Source organism: Paenibacillus terreus (genome assembly GCF_042138595.1).
In the GTDB taxonomy this organism is placed as follows: Bacteria; Bacillota; Bacilli; order Paenibacillales; family Paenibacillaceae; genus Paenibacillus; species Paenibacillus terreus.
In genome coordinates this window covers 107,526-126,913 of sequence record NZ_JBHIRX010000009.1, presented here as the reverse complement: position 1 = coordinate 126,913, position 19,388 = coordinate 107,526, and the positions used below count along the sequence as shown (strand labels likewise).

Genomic DNA, 19,388 nt, shown 5'->3' with positions numbered 1-19,388 from the left:
GAGTCTGCTTCCTGATTTACTTCGTGATCAAAAGATGACTTTTTGAACTACCTCTATTACACCCACAGATGGACAAGCAGATCAATCAGCTTGATGCCCAGGAACGGCACGATTACGCCGCCCAGGCCGTAAATGAGCAAATTGCGCTGCAGCAGCCGGGACGAGGACATCGGCTTATACGCCACACCCTTCATCGCCAATGGAATGAGCAGAGGAATGATGATCGCGTTAAAAATCAGTGCCGATAAAATGGCCGAGCTTGGCGAACCGAGCCGCATAATATTCAATACATCCATTTGCGGGATGGCCACCATGAACAGCGCGGGAATAATCGCAAAATATTTGGCAATATCGTTCGCGATACTAAAAGTTGTGAGCGCACCGCGCGTCATCAGCAGTTGCTTCCCGATCGCCACCACTTCAATAATTTTGGACGGATCGGAATCCAGGTCCACCATATTCGCTGCTTCTTTCGCCGCTACCGTACCGCTGTTCATCGCAATCCCTACATCCGCCTGCGCCAGGGCAGGCGCATCATTGGTGCCGTCGCCTGTCATTGCCACCAGCTTGCCTTCGGCCTGTTCCTTGCGAATGACGGCAATTTTGTCCTCGGGCTTGCTTTCCGCGATGAAATCATCGACACCGGCCTCCAGGGCAATCGTTGCCGCAGTCAGAGGATTATCTCCCGTACACATAATCGTCTTAATCCCCATCTGCCGCATTTGCTCAAACCGTTCCTTCATGCCTGGTTTCACGGTATCCTTCAAGTAGATAAGCCCGAAAATTTCCTGATCGACTGCCACGGCCAGCGGTGTGCCCCCGGCTTTCGCAATGCGGTCGCTGTGCTGGTCCAGATCCTTGGGGATTTTCCCGCCCTGGGCGGCAACCCATTTCTTCACGGCATCCACCGCGCCCTTGCGGACCTGGCGTCCGTCCTGCAAATCCATGCCGCTCATGCGGGTCTCGGCCCGGAATTCGAGAAACTCGGCTCCTTCTCCCAAGGAAGCGTCATACGTAAAGCCCAGCTTTTTCATCAACTCCAGCACCGAGCGTCCTTCCGGCGTCTCATCCTTGAGCGAGCTGATAGCGGCCCACTCCGCCGTTTCACTTTCCTCATGCCCACCGCCAGGGACAAACTCGCTGGCCATCCGGTTCCCGAACGTGATCGTACCGGTCTTGTCGAGGATGATCGTATTGATATCCCCGGCTGCTTCGACAGCCTTCCCGGACATCGCCAGCACATTGAATTGGGTTACACGGTCCATACCTGCAATACCGATCGCGGACAGCAAGCCGCCAATTGTCGTGGGAATCAAGCATACCAAGAGCGCGATCAGCATCGGGATTTCTAATGAGACATTCAAATAAGCGCCGAAAAACGGAAGTGTCACAACAACGATCAGGAAAATCAGCGTCAGGCTCGTCAGCACAGTGCTCAGCGCAATCTCGTTTGGTGTTTTCTGGCGCTTCGCGCCTTCCACGAGCGCGATCATGCGGTCGAGAAATGACTCGCCGGGATCGCTGGTGATGCGCACCTTGATCTGGTCGCTGATCACGCGCGTGCCGCCGGTGACGGAACTGAAATCACCGCCTGCTTCTTTAATGACAGGAGCCGACTCGCCCGTAATCGCCGATTCGTCCACCGAAGCGAGGCCTTCGATGACCTCACCGTCTCCGGGGATCATTTCCCCCTGGGCGACGATCACAACATCCCCTTTGCGCAGCTCTGAGGACGACACGACCTTGACCGAAGCAGGACCTGTCATTTTGTTGGCCCGAATATCCTGCTTTGTCTTCTTCAGCGTGTCCGCCTGTGCTTTGCCTCGCCCTTCCGCGAGCGCTTCAGCGAAGTTAGCGAACAGCACCGTGAACAGCAAAATTAAAGCAACCGTCAGATTATATCCCCACGATGCCGTTCCGCCGAACAAATCAGGTACGAAAATTAGCAGAACCGTAATGATAAAACCTATTTCAACAACGAACATGATCGGATTGCGGATCATGACGCGCGGGTCCAGCTTCAGAAATGATTCCTTGATAGCCTTCTGAATAAGTTCAGGGCTTATCATCGATTTTTTTTGTTTCATGGCCAGCTTCCTCCGTTACTTTCTAAGTCAAGGCTTTAGCGTTAAAAATTCCGCAACCGGTCCGAGCACAAGCGCCGGGAAAAAGGTCAAAGCTCCCACAATCAGCACCGAGCCCAGGAACACCCCTGCGAACAACGCATTATCGGTCCGGAATGTACCCGACGTTTCCGGTGCGGGCTTTTTGGCAGCCAATGAGCCTACAACCGCCAGCATCGTCATCATTGAAAAATAGCGTCCCAGAAACATAACAATACCAGTCGCAATGTTCCAGAAAGGCGTGTTGTCGCCAAGTCCCTCGAAGCCGGAGCCATTATTCGCAGCTGATGACGTGAATTCATACAAGGCCTGTGTCAGCCCGTGAAACCCGGGATTCGAGATCGTATCCGGATTTGTGTACAGTGCAAGCGCCGTCGGCGTCAGGATCAGCAACGGGTGAATCAGCATCGTCACCGCGATCAGCTTCATCTCTCGCCCTTCGATCTTCTTGCCGAGGAATTCAGGCGTCCGCCCGACCATCAGACCGGACAAAAACACACCGATCATCGCGTACATCAGAACGTTAATGAAGCCTACTCCTACACCACCAAACACCGTGTTCAGCATCATATTTGCGAGCGTGATCAATCCGGCAATCGGCGTCAAGGTATCGTGCATCGTATTGACGGCCCCCGTCTCGGATGCGGTAGTGACCACGGAATACAGGGAGGATTGCGCCACTCCAAAGCGAACCTCCTTGCCTTCCATACTGCCTTGTTCATGCTGAATACCCAATGCATTCAGGGCAGGGTTGCCGGCACTCTCCGCGCTCAGGGAAATCCCCAGCATAACAATAAAGAGCATCGCCATGGATACGAACAGGACCCGCCCCTGCTTGGCATTGCCGACCATTTTGCCATACGTAAAAGGCAAGGCCGTAACGAGCAGCAACATCAGCAAGATCTGCAACAGGTTGCTGATGGCGTCCGGGTTCTCGAACGGATGCGCCGAGTTGACTCCGACGAAACCGCCGCCGTTATTTCCCAATTCCTTAATAGACAGGAACGAACCTATCGGACCGCGTGCAATTTCCTGCTCCTGCCCGCCAATCGTATGCGCTACAGCCGTGGCATCCAGCGTTTGCGGAACGCCAAGCGCGATAAAAATAATCGCTGCAACAAAAGCGATGGGCAAATAGATACGTGTGATCGCACGGACCAGGTCCACAAAGAAGTTACCGAGCGGCTTGCCCGCAAGTCCTCTGATCACAGCGATCCCCACTGCAAGCCCCGTAGCCGGGGAAGTAAACAACGTAAATACGATGGCCACCATTTGCGAGAAGTAGGAAAGGCCGCTCTCGCCGCTGTAATGCTGCAGATCCGTATTGGTCATAAAGCTTACCGCCGTGTTAAAGGCAAGCGTGGGTTCCATATTATCAATGCCGCTCGGGTTAAGCGGCAGAAACTTTTGAAATCGGAAAATCAAATATACCAAAATCATCATGACCAGATTGCTGAGCACAGCGGACAGCGCATACTGCTTCCAGGACTGATTGTCCCGGCGAATGCCGCCAAGCGCAAAGATCGGCTTCTCGATCCACCCGAACCATTTGTCCAATCCGGTCGGTTCATAGTTAAATACCCGGGCCAAATAAAGACCCATTGGACGCGCCAGCAGCAAAACGAGCAGCAGCGTCACCCCGATAGACAGTACAGCATACATAACGTCTGAACTCCTTCCTCTACAGCCATATTAGTTCCTCTATTAGAATTTTTCCGGATTCAGCAGCACGTAAGTAAGATACAATCCGATTAGAAGAACCACGATACCGAGCAGCCACATCATGAGCGTTCACTTCCTTCGTCTGCTACCTTGCCGGCCCAACCCAGCAATCCGACCATCATCAAAGTTAAAAGAATGAAAGACGCTACCATTACGATGTCCAGCATGTATTCCCAACCTCCTGTTTATAAGAACAGCAAAAAAGCTCCGGCAAGAGAGACTTTGTCGAACATCTCTCTTTAACACAGAGCCAATGATAATACGATTCGGTATAAAAATGGGGTTAAGATCTCGGCGGGGGGCGTAAAAAAAGTGTAAAAATGAAAAAGACTCTGCCAGCTTAAGCCAGCAGAGCCTTTTTCATATTCAGAGAGTGCCGCGCTTCACTGCGGTAAACGCACCTCAAAGACCGTACGAATCACATCGCTTTGGACGGAAATGGTTCCATCATGCTGCTCGACAATATTTTTCGCAATGAACAAACCCAGACCAGTACCCCCCTCATGATGTGTCCGGGCTTTGTCCCCGGTATAGAACATATCAAAGAGATGAGGCAGATCTTCCGTGGGAATGGAATCGCCATAATTCACTACCTGGACGACCGCTTCTCCCTCATCAAGCTTACAGATCATATCTACAAACTGACCGTCTTTGCCGTAACGGGCGGCATTTGCCAGCAGATTTTCGAATACACGGGCCAGCAGCTCTCCATCCCCCAAAATCTGCACATGCGGAACGAGCGTTAATCTGGCCGTCAGATGATTTTTTTCAAAGACTGGGTATAACTCTTCGTTTAATTGAGTGAGCAGCTCGCTCAGGTCAATTGGTTTCTTATCAAGGGTAAGCATGCCGTAGTTCATTCGCGTAATTTCAAATAATTCATCAATCAGACGCTCCAGACGCTGCGATTTCGTAAAAGCAATGGTCGTATAATGCTTTACCTGCTCCGCCGTCAGCTGATCGTTTTGCAGAATAACATCCAGGTAGCCCAGAACCGAAGTCAACGGCGTACGCAAATCATGGGCCAAATTCAGGACCAGTTGATCCTTGCTGCTTTCAGCAAAATCCCCTCGCTCCACCGCCTGCTGCAGCTTTTCACTGGCCAAATTGATGTCGGCCGCGATCATCCCCAGTTCATCATTTGACGATATAAACACACGGCTCTTAAAATCACCATTGGCAAGCCGATGAATCCCTGTTGAGATTTCGCGAAAATACTTGGCATAAGGCTTGGTCAGCAAAAAGAAAAACAAGATCGCCAGCGGAATAAAAAAGATTAAAAAGAAATTCAGATCTCCGAAGTTGCGGATCATTTGGCGATAGTGAGCCAGCGGATCCTCGTATCGAACCGTTCTATAATAATAGATCTGCAGAGCTTTATAGATCGCATAAGTGATGAGACCCGCCAAAAGCATGCTTAGCCCTAATAAATAGAGCATTCTGGATCTGAAGCTTCGGGTTATTTTAGCCATTGAATGTGTAACCCACTCCCCATACGGTTTTGATCCATTTATCTTTATTGGCATCTTCGCCAAGCTTTTTGCGCAGGGTGCGGATGTGCACCATGACGGTGTTCCCGCCTTCGTAATAATCTTCTCCCCACACCTGCCGGAAAATATTTTCCGCGCTAAAAACTTTCTTGGGATGACTGGCGAGCAAATACAGAATATCAAACTCCTTCGGAGTCAGCTCGATGCTGTTGCCATATAAAACAACTGAGCGCTTGTCCGGATCAATGATCAATCCGCCTGCTTCCAATACGGAAGTATTGCCCAATGCCGGCTGGTTTAACTGCATGGAGCGCCGCAGCTGCGCATTCACCCGTGCAACCAGTTCCATCGGGTTGAACGGTTTGGTCATATAATCATCGGCTCCCATCACCAATCCCGTAATCTTGTCCAGGTCAGACGTTTTTGCACTTAGGAAAATGATCGGCATCCGGTGCTGCTCCCGAATTTGGCGGGTCACCTCGTAACCGTCCAGCCCCGGCATCATAATATCCAGGATCACCAGGTCAATCGGATGGGATTGGATAACACGAACCGCTTCTTTCCCGTCAGACACTTTAATAAGATGGTAGCCCTCTTTTTCCAAATGCAGCGCAATCAGATCGGCAATTTCCGCTTCATCATCCGCTATCAAAATTGTGGCGCGTTTCATCCTTGTTCCGCTCCTCTAAAATAACCTTAACATTGCATGTAGTTCATATTGTACACCTACTTGATTAATCCGCAAATCTGTACCTATTTTCACCTGATTTTTGGTCGCTTTATGTCCACGATCCGTATTCCAAACTTTAGATGTAATAATAAACTGTTCACGCGGGATTGGTTTTGAAATCTTGCTGTCTTATTCCAGAAATGTTATCACGTGCGATCTCCTATGTTAGACTGAGCCGGAAGCGCTAAGTAAAGGAGACGATAGCAGTGCATAAAGTCATCAATCCTAACATTCTTTATTTCGGAACGCCGGTAGTTCTCATTAGTACTCAAAATGAAGACGGCTCAAGCAATCTGGCTCCCATGTCCTCCGCCTGGTGGCTGAATCAGTCTTGTATGCTGGGGATGAGCAGCAAGTCGCAAACTGTTCAGAATATGCTGCGCGAACGGGAGTGTGTTCTTAATCTTCCTTCGGAGGATTTGGTGTCGGCGGTAGATCGGCTTGCATTATTCACCGGAAAAGACCCGGTTCCCGAAAGCAAGGCACAAAGAGGTTATCGTTACGAGCCTGACAAATTCGGAATCGCCAAACTCACGAAGCAGCCTGCAGATATCGTAAAAGCCATGCGTGTAAGAGAATGCCCCGTTCAATTGGAGGCCTCGGTAGAACAGGTTCATTCCTTCGAGCTGCCAAGCAGCCTTATGGCCATTGAAGTGAAAATATTGAAGGTTCATGTTGCGGAGGAACTCTTAATGGACGGAGAGCAGCATTATATCGACCCTGAGAAGTGGAAGCCGTTAATCATGAACTTTTGCGAGTATTTCGGGCTTGGCGGCAAGCTCCATCCTTCCAGATTAGCGACCATCTTCGCTCCACCTGTGACCGATAAGAGGCATTAAGCCCAAGATTAACGGCGAAATAAGCAAACGGCTGTTTCGAAAATTCACTCCTCGTTGCGTGCCGTCCGCCGTATTTGAGATAATAATTACCACACATCATCTACAACCATCAGAAGGAGTGAATGCCATGAAATTCCACCGCCTTGGCAGCAGCGGGCTGCAAGTATCCACACTCGGACTTGGGACAAATGCGTTCGGCAAGCGTGCTGACGAAGAGACCTCGATCCGGATTATCCATCATGCCCTCGACAGCGGCATGAATTTCATCGACACGGCCAACATTTACGCGGGTACGGAATCCGAGAGAATCATCGGCCTGGCACTGCAAGGCAAACGGCAGCAGGCTGTGCTTGCGACCAAAGCCGGGCTTCCCAGAGGACAAGGGCCCAATCAAAGCGGCTCTTCCCGCTATCATCTGCAGCAGGAGCTGGAAGACAGCCTCCGCCGTCTGCAGACGGATTACGTTGATCTGTACCAGATACATACTTTTGATCCCTCTACCCCGCTGGAAGAAACACTCCGCACCCTGGACGATATGATCTCTGCCGGCAAAGTCCGCTATATCGGGGCATCCAACTATGCGGCATGGGAATTGATGAAAGCGCTGAGTGTCAGCGAACGGCAGCGGTTCGCCGCATATATCTCCATTCAATGCAGTTACTCTCTGGCCGACCGCACACCGGAAAAGGAATTGGTGCCTCTCTGCCTGGATCAGGGCATCGGCATCATTCCGTATTTCCCGTTGGCAGGCGGTATTTTAACGGGAAAATATGCCGGAAACCAGACACCGGCTGGATCTAGGGCTGACACCGATCCCAATTTCGCCAGATTCCTTACGGAGGACCGGATTCAGCTCGGCGATGAAGTAGGCCGTATTGCGGGTGAGCTGGGTTCCAGCCCGACCGCCCTGTCTTTGGCCTGGCTGATGAATCGACCGGCGGTTTCCACCGTTATTGTTGGCGCCACCCGGGTCGAGCAGCTGCAGGACAGCCTGCAGAGCTTGTCCCTGTCTTACGACGCCGAGACAGAGAGCAGGCTGAATGAAGCGAGCAGCCGGTTCATGCACAGCGAGCCTTTTGCCGTGTATCGTCTGCCGGATAAATAAACCAGGCTCCTCATTTCAGCTGTTACTGCAATGGAAATAGCGGCAAGCATAGACGAGGAAATGTCCAGAGCTGCCGCTATCTCATTTTAGCCATTTGCCCGACTATTTGGAAATATCAATAAACCCCTCACCGAAAACGTCGCGCACGTCATGTATGGTGACAAAAGCATTCTTATCCTCAGCGCGCACAATTTTCTTAAGCATCGACACTTCCTGCTTGCTGATCACAATGTACAGTACATCCTTCGACTGGCCGGTATAATAACCGTACCCCCTCAGCACCGTTACCCCCCGGTCCATGATTTTGGTTACCTGTTCTGCAATGCTGTCGTGGTGGGCAGATATAATCGTGACCGCTTTTTTGGGATTCAATCCCTCAACAATAAAATCCATCACTTTTGTTCCAACATATAAAATAACGACAGTGATCATGACCTTCTCAATCCCGATGACAAAGATGGAGAATCCGGCCACGATCAGATCGAAGAATAACAGAGCATAGCTGATGTTCCAGTCCCAGTATTTGTTGGCAAGCCGGGCAAGTATGGCCGTCCCCGCCGTCGTTCCCCCTACCCGGATGATAAGTCCGATGCCCACACCGACCAGCAGCCCTGCAAAAATCGCATTAATAAAAGGCTCGTTCGATGAAATCTTCCAATGCTCGGTCAGATGCAGGAACAAGGAATTGAAACCGACTGCGATGATCGTATACACCGTTGTTTTTTTATCCAGCAGTTTATATCCAATGATCAACAAAATGCCGTTAATGACGATGCTGACGAGTGCCGGGGACCAGTTAAGGAGATAAAACAAAATGATGGAAATCCCGGTCACACCGCCTTCCCCGAAATCGTTCGGAATGATAAACAGATTAACCGCCAGAGCAAACAGAAATGCCCCGACAAGCAGCATAAGTAAATCAAACAACCTGGTTTTCAAACGAATACCTCCAATGAATAGTGAACTCACAAAAAAAGCGATTAAAGGAAAAAAACATCCTTTAATCGCTTGATGCACACATAAGTCGCCCAGCTCTTTTAATACTATCATTATAGTAATCGGCCCGCATATTGTAAATCCTTTTCAGTTCTCAAAAAGTGAAATTGCCCACACAGACTGATTGGTAATAGAGACTGTCAATATGTATTCCAAGCAACATATCCAAAATGTTTATGTAAACCCGAAGTTTCTTCGATTGCGAAACGTGGTAGGTATATATAAGAAACCAGTGAGACATACTTCAACATTACGCTCAAAAATTCAAATTTAATATTTATAACAATTTAATTTTACACAATTAATTTGACTTTCGCAAAGCAAATGGGTTATGATTTGGACATGAACCGATGCTCACAATTTAACCAACCTCACAACCCTAAAGGAGATTGATGAAGAATGACAAAAAAAGTTGTATTGGAACCGGCTGCCCAGAAGTTTGTTGAAGACACTGCGAATCCTCCTTATCTCTTTGACCTTGGTCCAGAGGAAGGTCGTAAAGCAGTAAATGAAGTCCAATCCGGTGATGTATTTAAACAACCGGCGGATATCCAGGATATCAAGGTTGAAGGCGGACCGACCGGCAGCGTGCCGGTACGCATTCTTCGTCCCGTGAACGCAACCGGGGATCTTCCAGTCATTCTGTATATCCATGGAGCAGGTTGGGTTTTTGGCAACGCCCATACACATGACCGGCTTGTCCGTGAGCTAGCCACAGGTTCTGAAGCGGCTGTTGTCTTCCCGGACTATAGTCTGTCACCGGAAGCGAAATATCCTACGGCTATTGAAGAAATCTATACTGTATTGCAATGGATTGAGGCCAACGCCAAGAATGAAGGTTTTGACTTGAACCGCCTTTATATCGCAGGCGACAGCGTAGGCGGAAATATGGCTGCAGCCATCACCTTGCTTGCCAAGGAACGCAAAGGGCCTGTGATACATAAACAGCTGCTCTTTTACCCAGTCACCGATGCAGCCTTTGACACGGAATCCTACCATCAATTCGAAACAGGATACTTTCTGCGCAGGGATGGAATGCAGTGGTTTTGGGACCAATATACAACTGATGCCGCTGAACGCAATCAGATCACGGCTTCTCCATTAAGAGCATCCAAGGAACAACTGGAAGGATTGCCGCAAGCCTTGATTATTACCGCTGAAGCGGATGTTTTACGAGATGAAGGAGAGGCATACGCACGCAAGCTTCTTGAAGCCGGTGTGGCTGTAACCTCAGCCCGCTTCCAAAATATCATTCATGATTTTGTCATGCTGAATGCTCTGGCAGAGACGAATGCAGCTAAAGGAGCCATGCTCCTGGCAAATACGTGGTTAAAACAGTAAACGCCAAAATCAAAGCAGCGGCAGCTACGGACAAGAAAGCAAATGTCCGTGACTGCCGCTGTATTTTTTTGTCCTTATCTCGATGTCGGATTAGCTGATATGCGCTAACATTTAACATTGGATTAGGCATTAAATTTAACGATTTACTTTTAATGGTTAATATAAACTAAGTTGACATCATGTTCCAACCCTGTTATGGTAACAGTAAGACATTTCGCTTGCATCCGGGCGAGATGTCTTTCGTTCATCTATTCCGTTTTAGGAAAGAATGGCTTCGGGAGGTGGTCCATGTTTGCTGCTTTTCCCCATTAGGGAGAATGCATCACGAAGGACAAAAGACTAATTTCAGAGGGTGAACATGAACATGAGGCGTTACCCAATCAAAAAAATTTCTACAGAGAATATGGTGGAAGCTGTAGTTTGGAACTGCTCAGAAAAAGGGTGCAACGGATGGATGCGGCAGCAATTCACCCTGGAGAAGCAGCCGAATTGTCCTCACTGTGGCTCATCGATGTCACTGGACAAAAAGCTTGTGCCACCCTTGAATGATCCTTTACCTTAAAGCCTTTTAATTCCCAGTAAAAACACGGAGGTAAATTATCACATGAAAACGTATTCACACAACCCAATTGACCTTCGCAGAGGAGACGATATCTACTATGAACCATAGTTTAGAGGGAGCGCGAAATCAGTTGGTCAATCAACTGGTATATCTGGACGAAGGGCTCGTAATTTTTTTAAATGAATATTTCCCCAGCCCCAACCAACAGCGCATTATCGTTGAAAATACTTTAAATAACTATACTTCAATCCTTGAAGATGTGCTTCGAAATTTTTCGGTTAACAACTTGAATTCGTATGCCTTAATTGGAAGTAAAGTCACTGTTCAATACTTGGACGATAACACAACCGAATCCTTTGTCATTGTGTTCCCTGCGAGCACAAATCCTGATAAAAATATGATCTCGTTCCTCTCTCCAATCGGACTTCAGCTGCTTATGACACAAATAAACGAAACTTACGAGCTGGAAATCCCATCTGGAACTATACCTGTCCGCGTGCAGGATATTCAATACTATAACCATGGAAGCGTGGAATGACCTGTTCAGTCGACATGGGATAGAAATTATAGGCATTGTTGCTTATTTGTTGATACTGTACCGATTTCATGCATGGCTTAGCGGAGGTACTGGGAAAATGCTTCACTGGTTACGGCATAAGTGGTCAAATATGACACCAGAGATGAGAGACAGGCGTTTCTTCGAGTTATTATCCTACTCATCTGCACTGGTTTTGGCGGCTATGATGGTATACTACATGATCAAGTGGCTACAGGGCTAACAAGAGTGTCAGTTCAGAGCATGCATTTGTGAAAATCCAGGAGGAAGTACACTGAAGTTTAAAGAAGGAGCATCAACTAGATGCCCCTTCTTTTACTTATGGATGTGAAGAGGTCTTTCTTAACTCAACAACTGATCGAATTATTGATGATAGACTAACAATAAACGGGAATAACAAAATAGGTGATTTTGTATAAATCCATACAATAACGAAGGTTAATGAAGCAAGGATCGAGACAATAAGTAATAACTTGGTGCTGCTAAAGTTCCCTTTAGTTAACCTATTCCCAATCCATTTTGCTCCAAAAACCGCGATTAAGGCGTAAACAATGCTGTATAAAGTCAACAATCCAATAGCTAAAGCTACCATATCAACCTCCTAAGGATTTGTACTTACTGTATAGTACAACCGAAGAAGACATGGAGTTAAAAGAGGGAGGCATGCTGGGGACACGCTCCCTCTTACCAGTTATTCCCATTCCCCCTGCTTCGGCTGCAATCAGTTTATTAGAGAAATCTCGTCGCCTACCTGAACTGCACCGGTTTTTATGACAGATGCATACACACCGAAAAAGTTGTTTCGCTCCTTTACGATCGTTTTTAATAACGTAGAATCCTTATCAGCGGTATCAGGATTAACAGTAATGATCATGCATCTCTCGCAATGCCGTTTTAAATCGATTTCCACATCATTTCCGATTTTTAACCGTTTGCCAAACCAGGTTTCTTCAATAAATGGCACCTTTTCATTTAATGAAATGACCAGATTCGGACGGAACCGTCTATGGTCTGTTTCCTTCCCCCATATTTCTCTCATCTTATGTAATGAGGCGTCCGTTACCAATTGCAGATGTTCTTCTTCAATTGCCCCGAAAGGAACATGAGACGGTGAATATTGTACAGGAGAAACAGCTCGTTTCGATTTATTTTCCAGCTGCTTAATCAGTTCTTCGTCTCTCCAATCGAATACCTTGCCGTCCGGGGTTGTGACCTCGACTTTTGGGTAATTCTCCAGACTCTCATCTCCTGCAAATTTTGCTTTATATAAAGCCATTTCCGGGAATTGCGTTATGGTCAGATACTTGCCGGGTCTTGTGTCATCTAAAAAGGCATGACTGCGGTCTCCATATAAGCCATAATGCATCACCTTGGTTTTCTGTACACTTTCTCCATAAAATGATTTCACAGGATGACGAACAATTTCTTTGATATGACCGATCAGCACTTCATTATCCCCCTATTTTCATGGATGTATATTTCTCCTTTGTGTACTCTTCGTAAAAAGATTTCAGCTATTCGCGGGAGTTTATCTAATGGAGCCATGTGGCAGTACCGCATGAACCCCGCGTACACCATTGACCAATTGCGTGATACGCAAATCAACGACCAGACTGGCAAGCGCTAATGCTTCTTTACGATCAAATCCGTACTGCTCTCCCATCAGGTTCAACATCCCGTCCAAAGCAATAATCGATGCCTCATTCAAGTCTTCGTGAAACCCCATAGTGATCCACGCGGTTGGCGTTTTGGCACGGGGCATGCTGATGTTCATATTTTCATGTACGCTGAATTCGAGGTCAACGATATCCATCGGGCATTCTAAGGCCGGACAACCAACTTCTCCATCACCTTGTACGGCATGCCCGTCACCCACTGAAAATAATCCGCCTGGCACTGGGATCGGCAAGTATAATGTACTCCCCGCAATCAGTTCTTTACAGTCGATATTGCCACCACAAAAACGAGGTGGAAATGTAGAATGAACACCAGGTTCATCGGACGGCATTCCCATTACACCCATAAAAGGACGCAAGGCCACCTTATGCCCCCTATCGCTGGTGCCAATCAACAAATCGATGTCTAAATCCCAATTCAGATGAAATTCTTCTCCATCAGCGATCCCCAATCTTTGATTCATGGGATGCGGGAACCCTCCCGCACTATTCCATCCCCATGCTCCCGGGCGTATTTCGTTGATTTTTATTTCGAGCGTCATACCTGGTTCTGCCCCATGTATGGCGACAGGTCCACACAAGGCGTGGCCTCCATCCCGCGGGCGTTCCCTCGGCTCGAATTTTTTTCGTGTTCCTGAAGCTGAAAATGGCTCCAGTCCCCAACCTGCATCAAGCGTTCTAAAGCAAACCGAATCCCCAGAATTAATCGTCAATACAGGATCAAAATCCCTTGAAAATGAGCCGTGAAGTGTTGATCTTTCAGGATGCAGTGAATATTGGGCCATCGTATCCCTCCAGAAATAGAATCACTTATATGACAAGCTTCCTACCACACAGATAATCTTGTTCAGCAGTCATTTTCGCCGGTAATAAACTGAGGACGAGCAGCGAGTTATAAATCCTGGGACAGCCGAATCATATCCCTGCATTGTATCCCATTCTCATATATCTCCTCTTCATAATGGCGAATGAAAAAATCCTGATCAACCCCGACAATTCTAAAGCCACACTTTTGATAGAGAGCTAATTGTCCTATGCTTGAGTTTCCGGTGCCAATTTCAATGGTTTTGTATCCTCTTTCCTTGGCTGTCTGAATGGCATGTAAGACTAACATTTTTCCTAACCCTTGTCCCTGACTCCGCTCTGCTACCGCAATATTCACCAATTCAACGGTTTCCGGCCTTGTAGGGAGAAGTACATAGATTCCCAAAATTTCATGCTCCTCTTCGGCTATGAAACTTTCTCCCCTGGTGATATATTCTTCAACAAGTTTTCGTGATGGGTCTGCTAATAATAAGAGTTCCATTGGGTAATTTTCGTTTGCTTGCAGTTTTCTAATATTCATATTTTTCTCCTTAAGGGTTGTTGGTCTAATTGTCTTATTCACCATTGATGCCTTGGTTATGTGAAGTATGATTGAAAGTGATCACGCATAAAACGAGTCAGCGCATCCTCCAGGTTTTTATGCTTGCTCAAATATTCAAACAAGTTGTCAGAGGTGAGCGCGGTTTTTGTGTCCTCGATTTGAATGATCCAGATCGGTGGTTCCTCAGGATTATCACTATAATCCCTGATGATCCCATATGCCACGCCTAGCTTCCCCATCTCTTCGTCAACTTTCTTGAATAGAATCCGATCGACCTCGTCCGTCAGTTTATTGATACAAATCCCTATCTGTTCCCGGTCGTTCTCCTTATTCCAATCGTTCAATGAAGACTTAACCCCCTCTGTTCCCCATGAATAAATCCAACTCGGTCAATTATTAATCCATTAAGTCCATTCCATAATATCTTGCCACTACCTTTGCAAGAACTGGCTCTAATTCATCCTGCGCTATACCGTTACCAGAATCCTTAAATTCCTGACCGCATCTGTTTTTGGTTACTTCAATCCCGGTATATTTAATTTTTATTTGCTTGGCACTTTCGGGGTCATTTCCAAAGCTCCCTGTTCCCATTCCTCTAACACATTCTTCATTAATCTTGGTTCTACCTCCTTTCTCATCTACATAGTAGTATTGATCTGTGACGAATCCGTAACTCATATCCGGAGTAGAAGTGGCAAAATATCCTTCTTCATTTATAGTATAAACCTGGTAATCCCCTTCTTTTTGGATCTCTGGAGCACCTTTTGCGGGCCTTGTCTTTCCGCGGCGGGACGGCCAATTCAGGACGCAGTGACAGAACCGGTCATTGAAGTATGATAAGATCTTTATATCATGAGACGGCAGAATAAGGAGGAGCCATGAATCTAAAAAACCTCTTTTTCCATATTCATTACTGCAACAGACGGTATCCGAACGATCCAAGGAAGCCGTGGACTCGCATCATACGAACCCTTCAGCATCACGAACTGATTTTGGTGACCGGAGGAACCGGCCGCATTACTGTGGATAACCGAAGTCATGTGGCGCAGGAGGGCATACTGTATTATATTCGGCCTCATGTTCTGCACAAGTTCGAGAACGATGCCCGCGATCCGATATGCTGCTTCACGGTGCATTTCAGCTGCGCAGATATCCGCTTCGACGACGGCGCATGGTCGGTCGGGGACGAAGCGAATCCGCTTCCGCTGCAAGAGGCACAGTCCCTTAAAAACGGCTATCACATCGCCGATACGTTCAAAAAGCTGGTGGAGAGCTGGTATGCCAAGCAGCCGGGATACGAGCTGATCGCGAAGGCGTACCTTCAGCATCTGCTGTTCGAAATTTTGCAGCTTCGGCTGAAGCAAAACGAAAATCACGCCGTCAGCTTAAAGATCGAGAAAGTGATCGAATACATGCATCAGCATATCGGGCAGCGTGTGGCTTTGGCGGAATTGGCGGAACTGGTCCATTTGTCCACGTATTACCTGTCCAGGGCGTTCAAGAGCACGACGGGATACTCGGTCATCGAATATTTCAACAAAATCAAGGTGGACAAAGCCAAGGAACTGCTTGCCGAGGGGGACAAAAAAGTAAAAGAAGTCGCCGCGGAGCTTGGATTTGCGGACGAGTTTTATTTCAGCCGGATCTTTAAGCGAATGGAAGGGATCAGTCCTTCCGAATTTTACAGCAAAATTGTCCATGGAGTTTAATATTATGCATGGTGCAAAGCCTTTCTTTTAGTTAATATAATCCTGCAATATTGTTCATTGCGCATGCGCAGACATTCAAGTTTTACGGGTTTTAACAGAAGGAAGGCTTAGTTGTATGCCGATTTGGAAAAGGAATTTGCTCGTGTGCTGGTTCGGCATGTTCGTAACGGGAATCGGCATGAGTCAGATCGCGCCGATTTTGCCGCTTTACATCCGGCAGCTTGGAGTCGATGATCCTGGAGCGGTCGCGCAATATTCCGGACTCGCGTTCGGAATCACGTTTATCGTGTCCGCGATTTTTTCGCCGATTTGGGGACTTGCCGCGGATAAATACGGGCGCAAGCCGATGCTGCTGCGGGCCAGCCTCGGGATGGCGATCGTGATCGGCTGCATGGGGTTTGCAGCGAATGTGTACGTCCTGATCGGATTGAGGATGCTGCAAGGGGTGATCACGGGCTATGGCACCGCCTGCACAACACTGATCGCCACCCAAACGGATAAAGAACATGCGGGTTTTGCTTTAGGCACGTTGTCCACGGCCAACATCGCCGGTTCCTTGCTGGGGCCGACGATCGGAGGCTTTATCGGAGAAAACTTCGGGATGCAAAACGATTTTTTTCTCACTGGCGCGCTGATGTTGATTGCTTTTGCGACGACGATGTTGTTCGTTAAAGAAAATTTTACGCGGACAGAGACCCAAGTGCCGGGAATGAAGGAAATTTGGAGCGCGATTCCCGAGAAAAGCTTGACGGTGACTTTGTTCATTACCTTTTTCGTCTTGAGCTTGGCCATGTATTCCGTGGAACCGGTCATCACGGTGTACGTCGATCAGCTTTCTCAAGGAGCAAGCCATGTCGCGCTGATCGCCGGGATCGCTTTTTCGGCCTCGGGGCTGGCCAATATTTTGGCTGCACCGCTGCTCGGCAAGGTGTCCGATCAAGTGGGCACCCATAAAGTGATGCTGGCCGGGCTGCTTGCGGCGGGCATCGTGTTCATCCCGCAGGCTTTCGTTACGAACGCCTGGCAGCTGACGGGGTTGCGTTTTTTGCTGGGGATCGCGGCGGCGGGGCTGAACCCGTCGGTCAATACGCTAATCAAAAAAATAACGCCCGACTCCCTGACGGGGCGCGTGTTCGGTTTCAGCATGGCGGCCGGGTATTTGGGCGTTTTCGCCGGTTCGGTGATGGGCGGACAGGTGGCGGGCTGGCTCGGCGTCAAATATGTATTCCTCACGACCAGCGCTTTGCTGCTGGCAAATGCGGTTTGGGTTTATTTTAGGGTGTACCGGAAAATGAGCAGGGCGCAGACAAGCGTCAATGCGGAAGAAACCAAATGAATTGGAGAGCAGAAATATGACGGATTTGAAAGTGACGGATATTGAAATCGGGAAAACAGCGCTGGTCGTGATTGATCTGCAGCAGGGGATCGTCGACTTCGGACGTCAAGGTGCTCCTTATACGAGCGATCAGGTCATTCAAAACGCCAGCAAACTGGCGAACGCGTTTGCGGAAAAAGGCGGCTTCGTTGCGCTGGTCCGCGTTTCATCGTCCCCGGACGGCAAAGATGCGCTGAAGCCGCAAACTGATCAGCAGCCTGGCATCAGGCAATATCCCGAAGACTGGGACCGCATCGTGCCGGAATTGGCCAGCGTGAAAAACGCCCATGTCGTTACCAAGCGACAGTGGGGCGCGTTCTACGGCACGGATTTGGACCTGCAGCTGCGGCGCCGCAGCATCGATACGATCGTGCTGTGCGGGATTTCCACCTCCATCGGCGTGGACACGACGGCCAGAGAGGCGTTCCAGCACGGGTATCAACAAATTTTTGCCGAAGATGCCATGACCGCGTTAACGCGGGAAGAACATGAGTATGTATGCAAATATATTTTTCCGCGGATCGGCAAAATCCGGACGACGGATGAAATCGTTTCGTCTCTGAAATAAAATGAACAAGAACAGGCTGTCCCAAGCGCTTAAGCTGCTTGGTGGCAGCCTGTTTGTTTTGGACAAACTCCCTTGAAAATCAACGCATCCTCCAGTCATCAACTATCTTGTGAAGAATCCGATCGACTACATATGATTTTTGGTTATTACTTTAATCTGGAACTCACACATTGCGGGGTCACAGAAAACCATTTAGAAGCATGATGTCGAGGCCGATTGCGCTGATCAGCATCCGTTCTTTCCGGTTATTCAGCAGCTGCTGCGGCCAATCAACGAAACCTCCGTCCCCGATAGGGATATGTTGTCCTTTGATATTCACCATAATGGTAAATTGTAGCCCCTTGTAGTATGAGTTGTCTTCTTTGCCTGTGCTCTCGGAAGCGGACACTCGAACGGATGATTGCTCTCCATACTGCATGACTCTTTGGATTAGCCCCTCCGGATCTTTGTAACCACTTCGTCGCACGTTCAATACGATTTCGATTTCCGAGTTGCAAAGTAATTTAAAAATATCCTGATAAACATGAATGTGCTCCCAAATCGCCTGCTTTTCGAAGCTGTAAGACCCTTTATCCTTGCCCGACGTAATCATGCAGAACACATGAAAGTGCGGAAACATGCCCGGGGTATCGAAGTGCTGTGCCCTCACATGGCGATGTGTCGTGGACAAACGAATGAAGTTATCTTCATTGCTGGCTCTACCGGATTTTACAAGATCGCATATGTGCAGTGCAAGAAGGTTCGTCGCATCCGCAACAACCTCTGTGCCTCTCAATGCGGATATAACTTTGTTTTGATCAGCAGGAGCGACGATGGAGCAAGAGCCTAATGGAGCTACGGGTGACAACTGAATAGGTGAAAATGCATGATTGTCTGCAATCTGCAGTATATCGATCTCAAGACGTTTCATCTCGATCGGATTCATGGCGGCAGGATGTACGAATCGGTTCGATTCGTACCTTCTCAACAAGTCACTGGCGGTCGATGCCCGGATTCGCTCACGAAACACTTCCAGCAGTAGTGTATTCAAATCCGAGCTGGACATGGTTTCGGTCAATACAGAAAGTAAGCTATCAAGCCCCGACTCCCGAACGATCCGTTGAAGCTTTCTTTGTTCTTCAGAATTTGGTGCCATCACGTCACACTCCATTGTTCGGTGTTTTCAAATTCAATCATAGAGTATTTTTGTTCCTAATGGTTAGTCCATTATACCAGCACAGCCCATCATTC

At 48.1% G+C, this 19,388-nt stretch carries 20 protein-coding genes; 8 read left to right on the top strand and 12 right to left on the bottom strand.

Going from position 1 to position 19,388, the window contains the following annotated elements; all coding sequences use genetic code 11:
* Positions 1-56: 56 nt before the first annotated feature.
* The 5 genes from kdpB to ACE5KN_RS17180 all read right to left on the bottom strand — a co-directional run bounded on the left by kdpB (position 57) and on the right by ACE5KN_RS17180 (position 6,005).
* Positions 57-2,087, bottom strand: a complete 2,031-nt coding sequence (gene kdpB / locus ACE5KN_RS17200) for a potassium-transporting ATPase subunit KdpB (RefSeq protein WP_375526222.1) — start codon at positions 2,085-2,087, stop codon at positions 57-59.
* Positions 2,088-2,114: 27 nt separating this feature from the next.
* Positions 2,115-3,785 carry a potassium-transporting ATPase subunit KdpA gene (gene kdpA / locus ACE5KN_RS17195; protein ID WP_375526221.1) on the bottom strand — a complete coding sequence of 557 codons (1,671 nt, stop codon included), beginning with the start codon at positions 3,783-3,785 and terminating at the stop codon, positions 2,115-2,117.
* 42 nt (positions 3,786-3,827) lie between these two features.
* The gene (gene kdpF, locus ACE5KN_RS17190; protein ID WP_375526245.1) at positions 3,828-3,905 is read right to left on the bottom strand and encodes a K(+)-transporting ATPase subunit F; all 78 of its coding nucleotides are present in this window, start codon (positions 3,903-3,905) and stop codon (positions 3,828-3,830) included.
* A gap of 323 nt (positions 3,906-4,228) precedes the next feature.
* Positions 4,229-5,317, bottom strand: a complete 1,089-nt coding sequence (locus ACE5KN_RS17185; RefSeq protein WP_375526220.1) for a sensor histidine kinase — start codon at positions 5,315-5,317, stop codon at positions 4,229-4,231.
* On the bottom strand, positions 5,310-6,005 hold the full coding sequence (locus tag ACE5KN_RS17180) for a response regulator transcription factor (protein WP_375526219.1): 696 nt from the start codon (positions 6,003-6,005) through the stop codon (positions 5,310-5,312). Before ACE5KN_RS17180 ends, ACE5KN_RS17185 begins: the two co-directional genes overlap by 8 nt.
* Positions 6,006-6,271: 266 nt before the next feature.
* Between ACE5KN_RS17180 and ACE5KN_RS17175 the strand changes: the two genes are divergently transcribed.
* Both ACE5KN_RS17175 and ACE5KN_RS17170 read left to right on the top strand, forming a co-directional pair.
* On the top strand, positions 6,272-6,904 hold the full coding sequence (locus ACE5KN_RS17175; protein WP_375526218.1) for a flavin reductase family protein: 633 nt from the start codon (positions 6,272-6,274) through the stop codon (positions 6,902-6,904).
* 127 nt (positions 6,905-7,031) lie between these two features.
* Positions 7,032-8,009: an aldo/keto reductase gene (locus tag ACE5KN_RS17170; protein WP_375526217.1), complete on the top strand. Its 978-nt coding sequence runs from the start codon at positions 7,032-7,034 to the stop codon at positions 8,007-8,009.
* Positions 8,010-8,111: 102 nt separating this feature from the next.
* Here ACE5KN_RS17170 and ACE5KN_RS17165 read toward each other — a convergent pair whose 3' ends face one another.
* A complete protein-coding gene (locus tag ACE5KN_RS17165) occupies positions 8,112-8,921 on the bottom strand; it encodes a YitT family protein (RefSeq protein ID WP_375526244.1) in 810 nt (269 codons plus the stop codon).
* Positions 8,922-9,404: 483 nt separating this feature from the next.
* On the opposite strand from ACE5KN_RS17165, the gene ACE5KN_RS17160 reads away from it, so the two are divergent.
* The 3 genes from ACE5KN_RS17160 to ACE5KN_RS17150 all read left to right on the top strand — a co-directional run bounded on the left by ACE5KN_RS17160 (position 9,405) and on the right by ACE5KN_RS17150 (position 11,446).
* Complete coding sequence (locus tag ACE5KN_RS17160) at positions 9,405-10,346, top strand: alpha/beta hydrolase (RefSeq protein ID WP_375526216.1); 942 nt, start codon at positions 9,405-9,407, stop codon at positions 10,344-10,346.
* Positions 10,347-10,704: 358 nt separating this feature from the next.
* Entirely contained in the window at positions 10,705-10,908 is a 204-nt protein-coding gene (locus ACE5KN_RS17155) for a cold-inducible protein YdjO-related protein (RefSeq protein WP_375526243.1), read from the top strand.
* A 97-nt stretch (positions 10,909-11,005) separates the two neighbouring features.
* Positions 11,006-11,446 (top strand): GreA/GreB family elongation factor, encoded by a 441-nt coding sequence (locus ACE5KN_RS17150; RefSeq protein ID WP_375526215.1) that lies wholly within the window; start codon positions 11,006-11,008, stop codon positions 11,444-11,446.
* 739 nt (positions 11,447-12,185) lie between these two features.
* Here ACE5KN_RS17150 and ACE5KN_RS17145 read toward each other — a convergent pair.
* From ACE5KN_RS17145 to ACE5KN_RS17125, 5 genes are all read right to left on the bottom strand, one after another.
* Positions 12,186-12,911, bottom strand: coding sequence for an MOSC domain-containing protein (locus ACE5KN_RS17145; protein WP_375526214.1), 726 nt, complete (start codon positions 12,909-12,911; stop codon positions 12,186-12,188).
* 81 nt (positions 12,912-12,992) lie between these two features.
* Entirely contained in the window at positions 12,993-13,925 is a 933-nt protein-coding gene (locus tag ACE5KN_RS17140) for an acetamidase/formamidase family protein (protein WP_375526213.1), read from the bottom strand.
* A 107-nt stretch (positions 13,926-14,032) separates the two neighbouring features.
* Complete coding sequence (locus ACE5KN_RS17135) at positions 14,033-14,485, bottom strand: GNAT family N-acetyltransferase (protein ID WP_375526212.1); 453 nt, start codon at positions 14,483-14,485, stop codon at positions 14,033-14,035.
* A 56-nt stretch (positions 14,486-14,541) separates the two neighbouring features.
* A complete protein-coding gene (locus ACE5KN_RS17130) occupies positions 14,542-14,850 on the bottom strand; it encodes a hypothetical protein (RefSeq protein WP_375526211.1) in 309 nt (102 codons plus the stop codon).
* Between the two features lie 52 nt (positions 14,851-14,902).
* Positions 14,903-15,448 (bottom strand): DUF6843 domain-containing protein, encoded by a 546-nt coding sequence (locus ACE5KN_RS17125; RefSeq protein ID WP_375526210.1) that lies wholly within the window; start codon positions 15,446-15,448, stop codon positions 14,903-14,905.
* On the opposite strand from ACE5KN_RS17125, the gene ACE5KN_RS17120 reads away from it, so the two are divergent.
* The 3 genes from ACE5KN_RS17120 (at position 15,385) to ACE5KN_RS17110 (ending at position 18,158) form a co-directional block, all read left to right on the top strand.
* Entirely contained in the window at positions 15,385-16,215 is an 831-nt protein-coding gene (locus tag ACE5KN_RS17120) for an AraC family transcriptional regulator (RefSeq protein WP_375526209.1), read from the top strand. The two genes, ACE5KN_RS17125 and ACE5KN_RS17120, sit on opposite strands and share 64 nt — an antisense overlap.
* 115 nt (positions 16,216-16,330) lie before the next feature.
* Positions 16,331-17,551, top strand: coding sequence for a multidrug efflux MFS transporter (locus ACE5KN_RS17115; protein ID WP_375526208.1), 1,221 nt, complete (start codon positions 16,331-16,333; stop codon positions 17,549-17,551).
* Positions 17,552-17,567: 16 nt separating this feature from the next.
* A complete protein-coding gene (locus ACE5KN_RS17110; protein ID WP_375526207.1) occupies positions 17,568-18,158 on the top strand; it encodes a hydrolase in 591 nt (196 codons plus the stop codon).
* 178 nt (positions 18,159-18,336) lie between these two features.
* Here the strand turns inward: ACE5KN_RS17110 and ACE5KN_RS17105 are convergent, their stop codons facing one another.
* Complete coding sequence (locus ACE5KN_RS17105; protein ID WP_375526206.1) at positions 18,337-19,293, bottom strand: hypothetical protein; 957 nt, start codon at positions 19,291-19,293, stop codon at positions 18,337-18,339.
* Positions 19,294-19,388 lie beyond the last annotated feature (95 nt).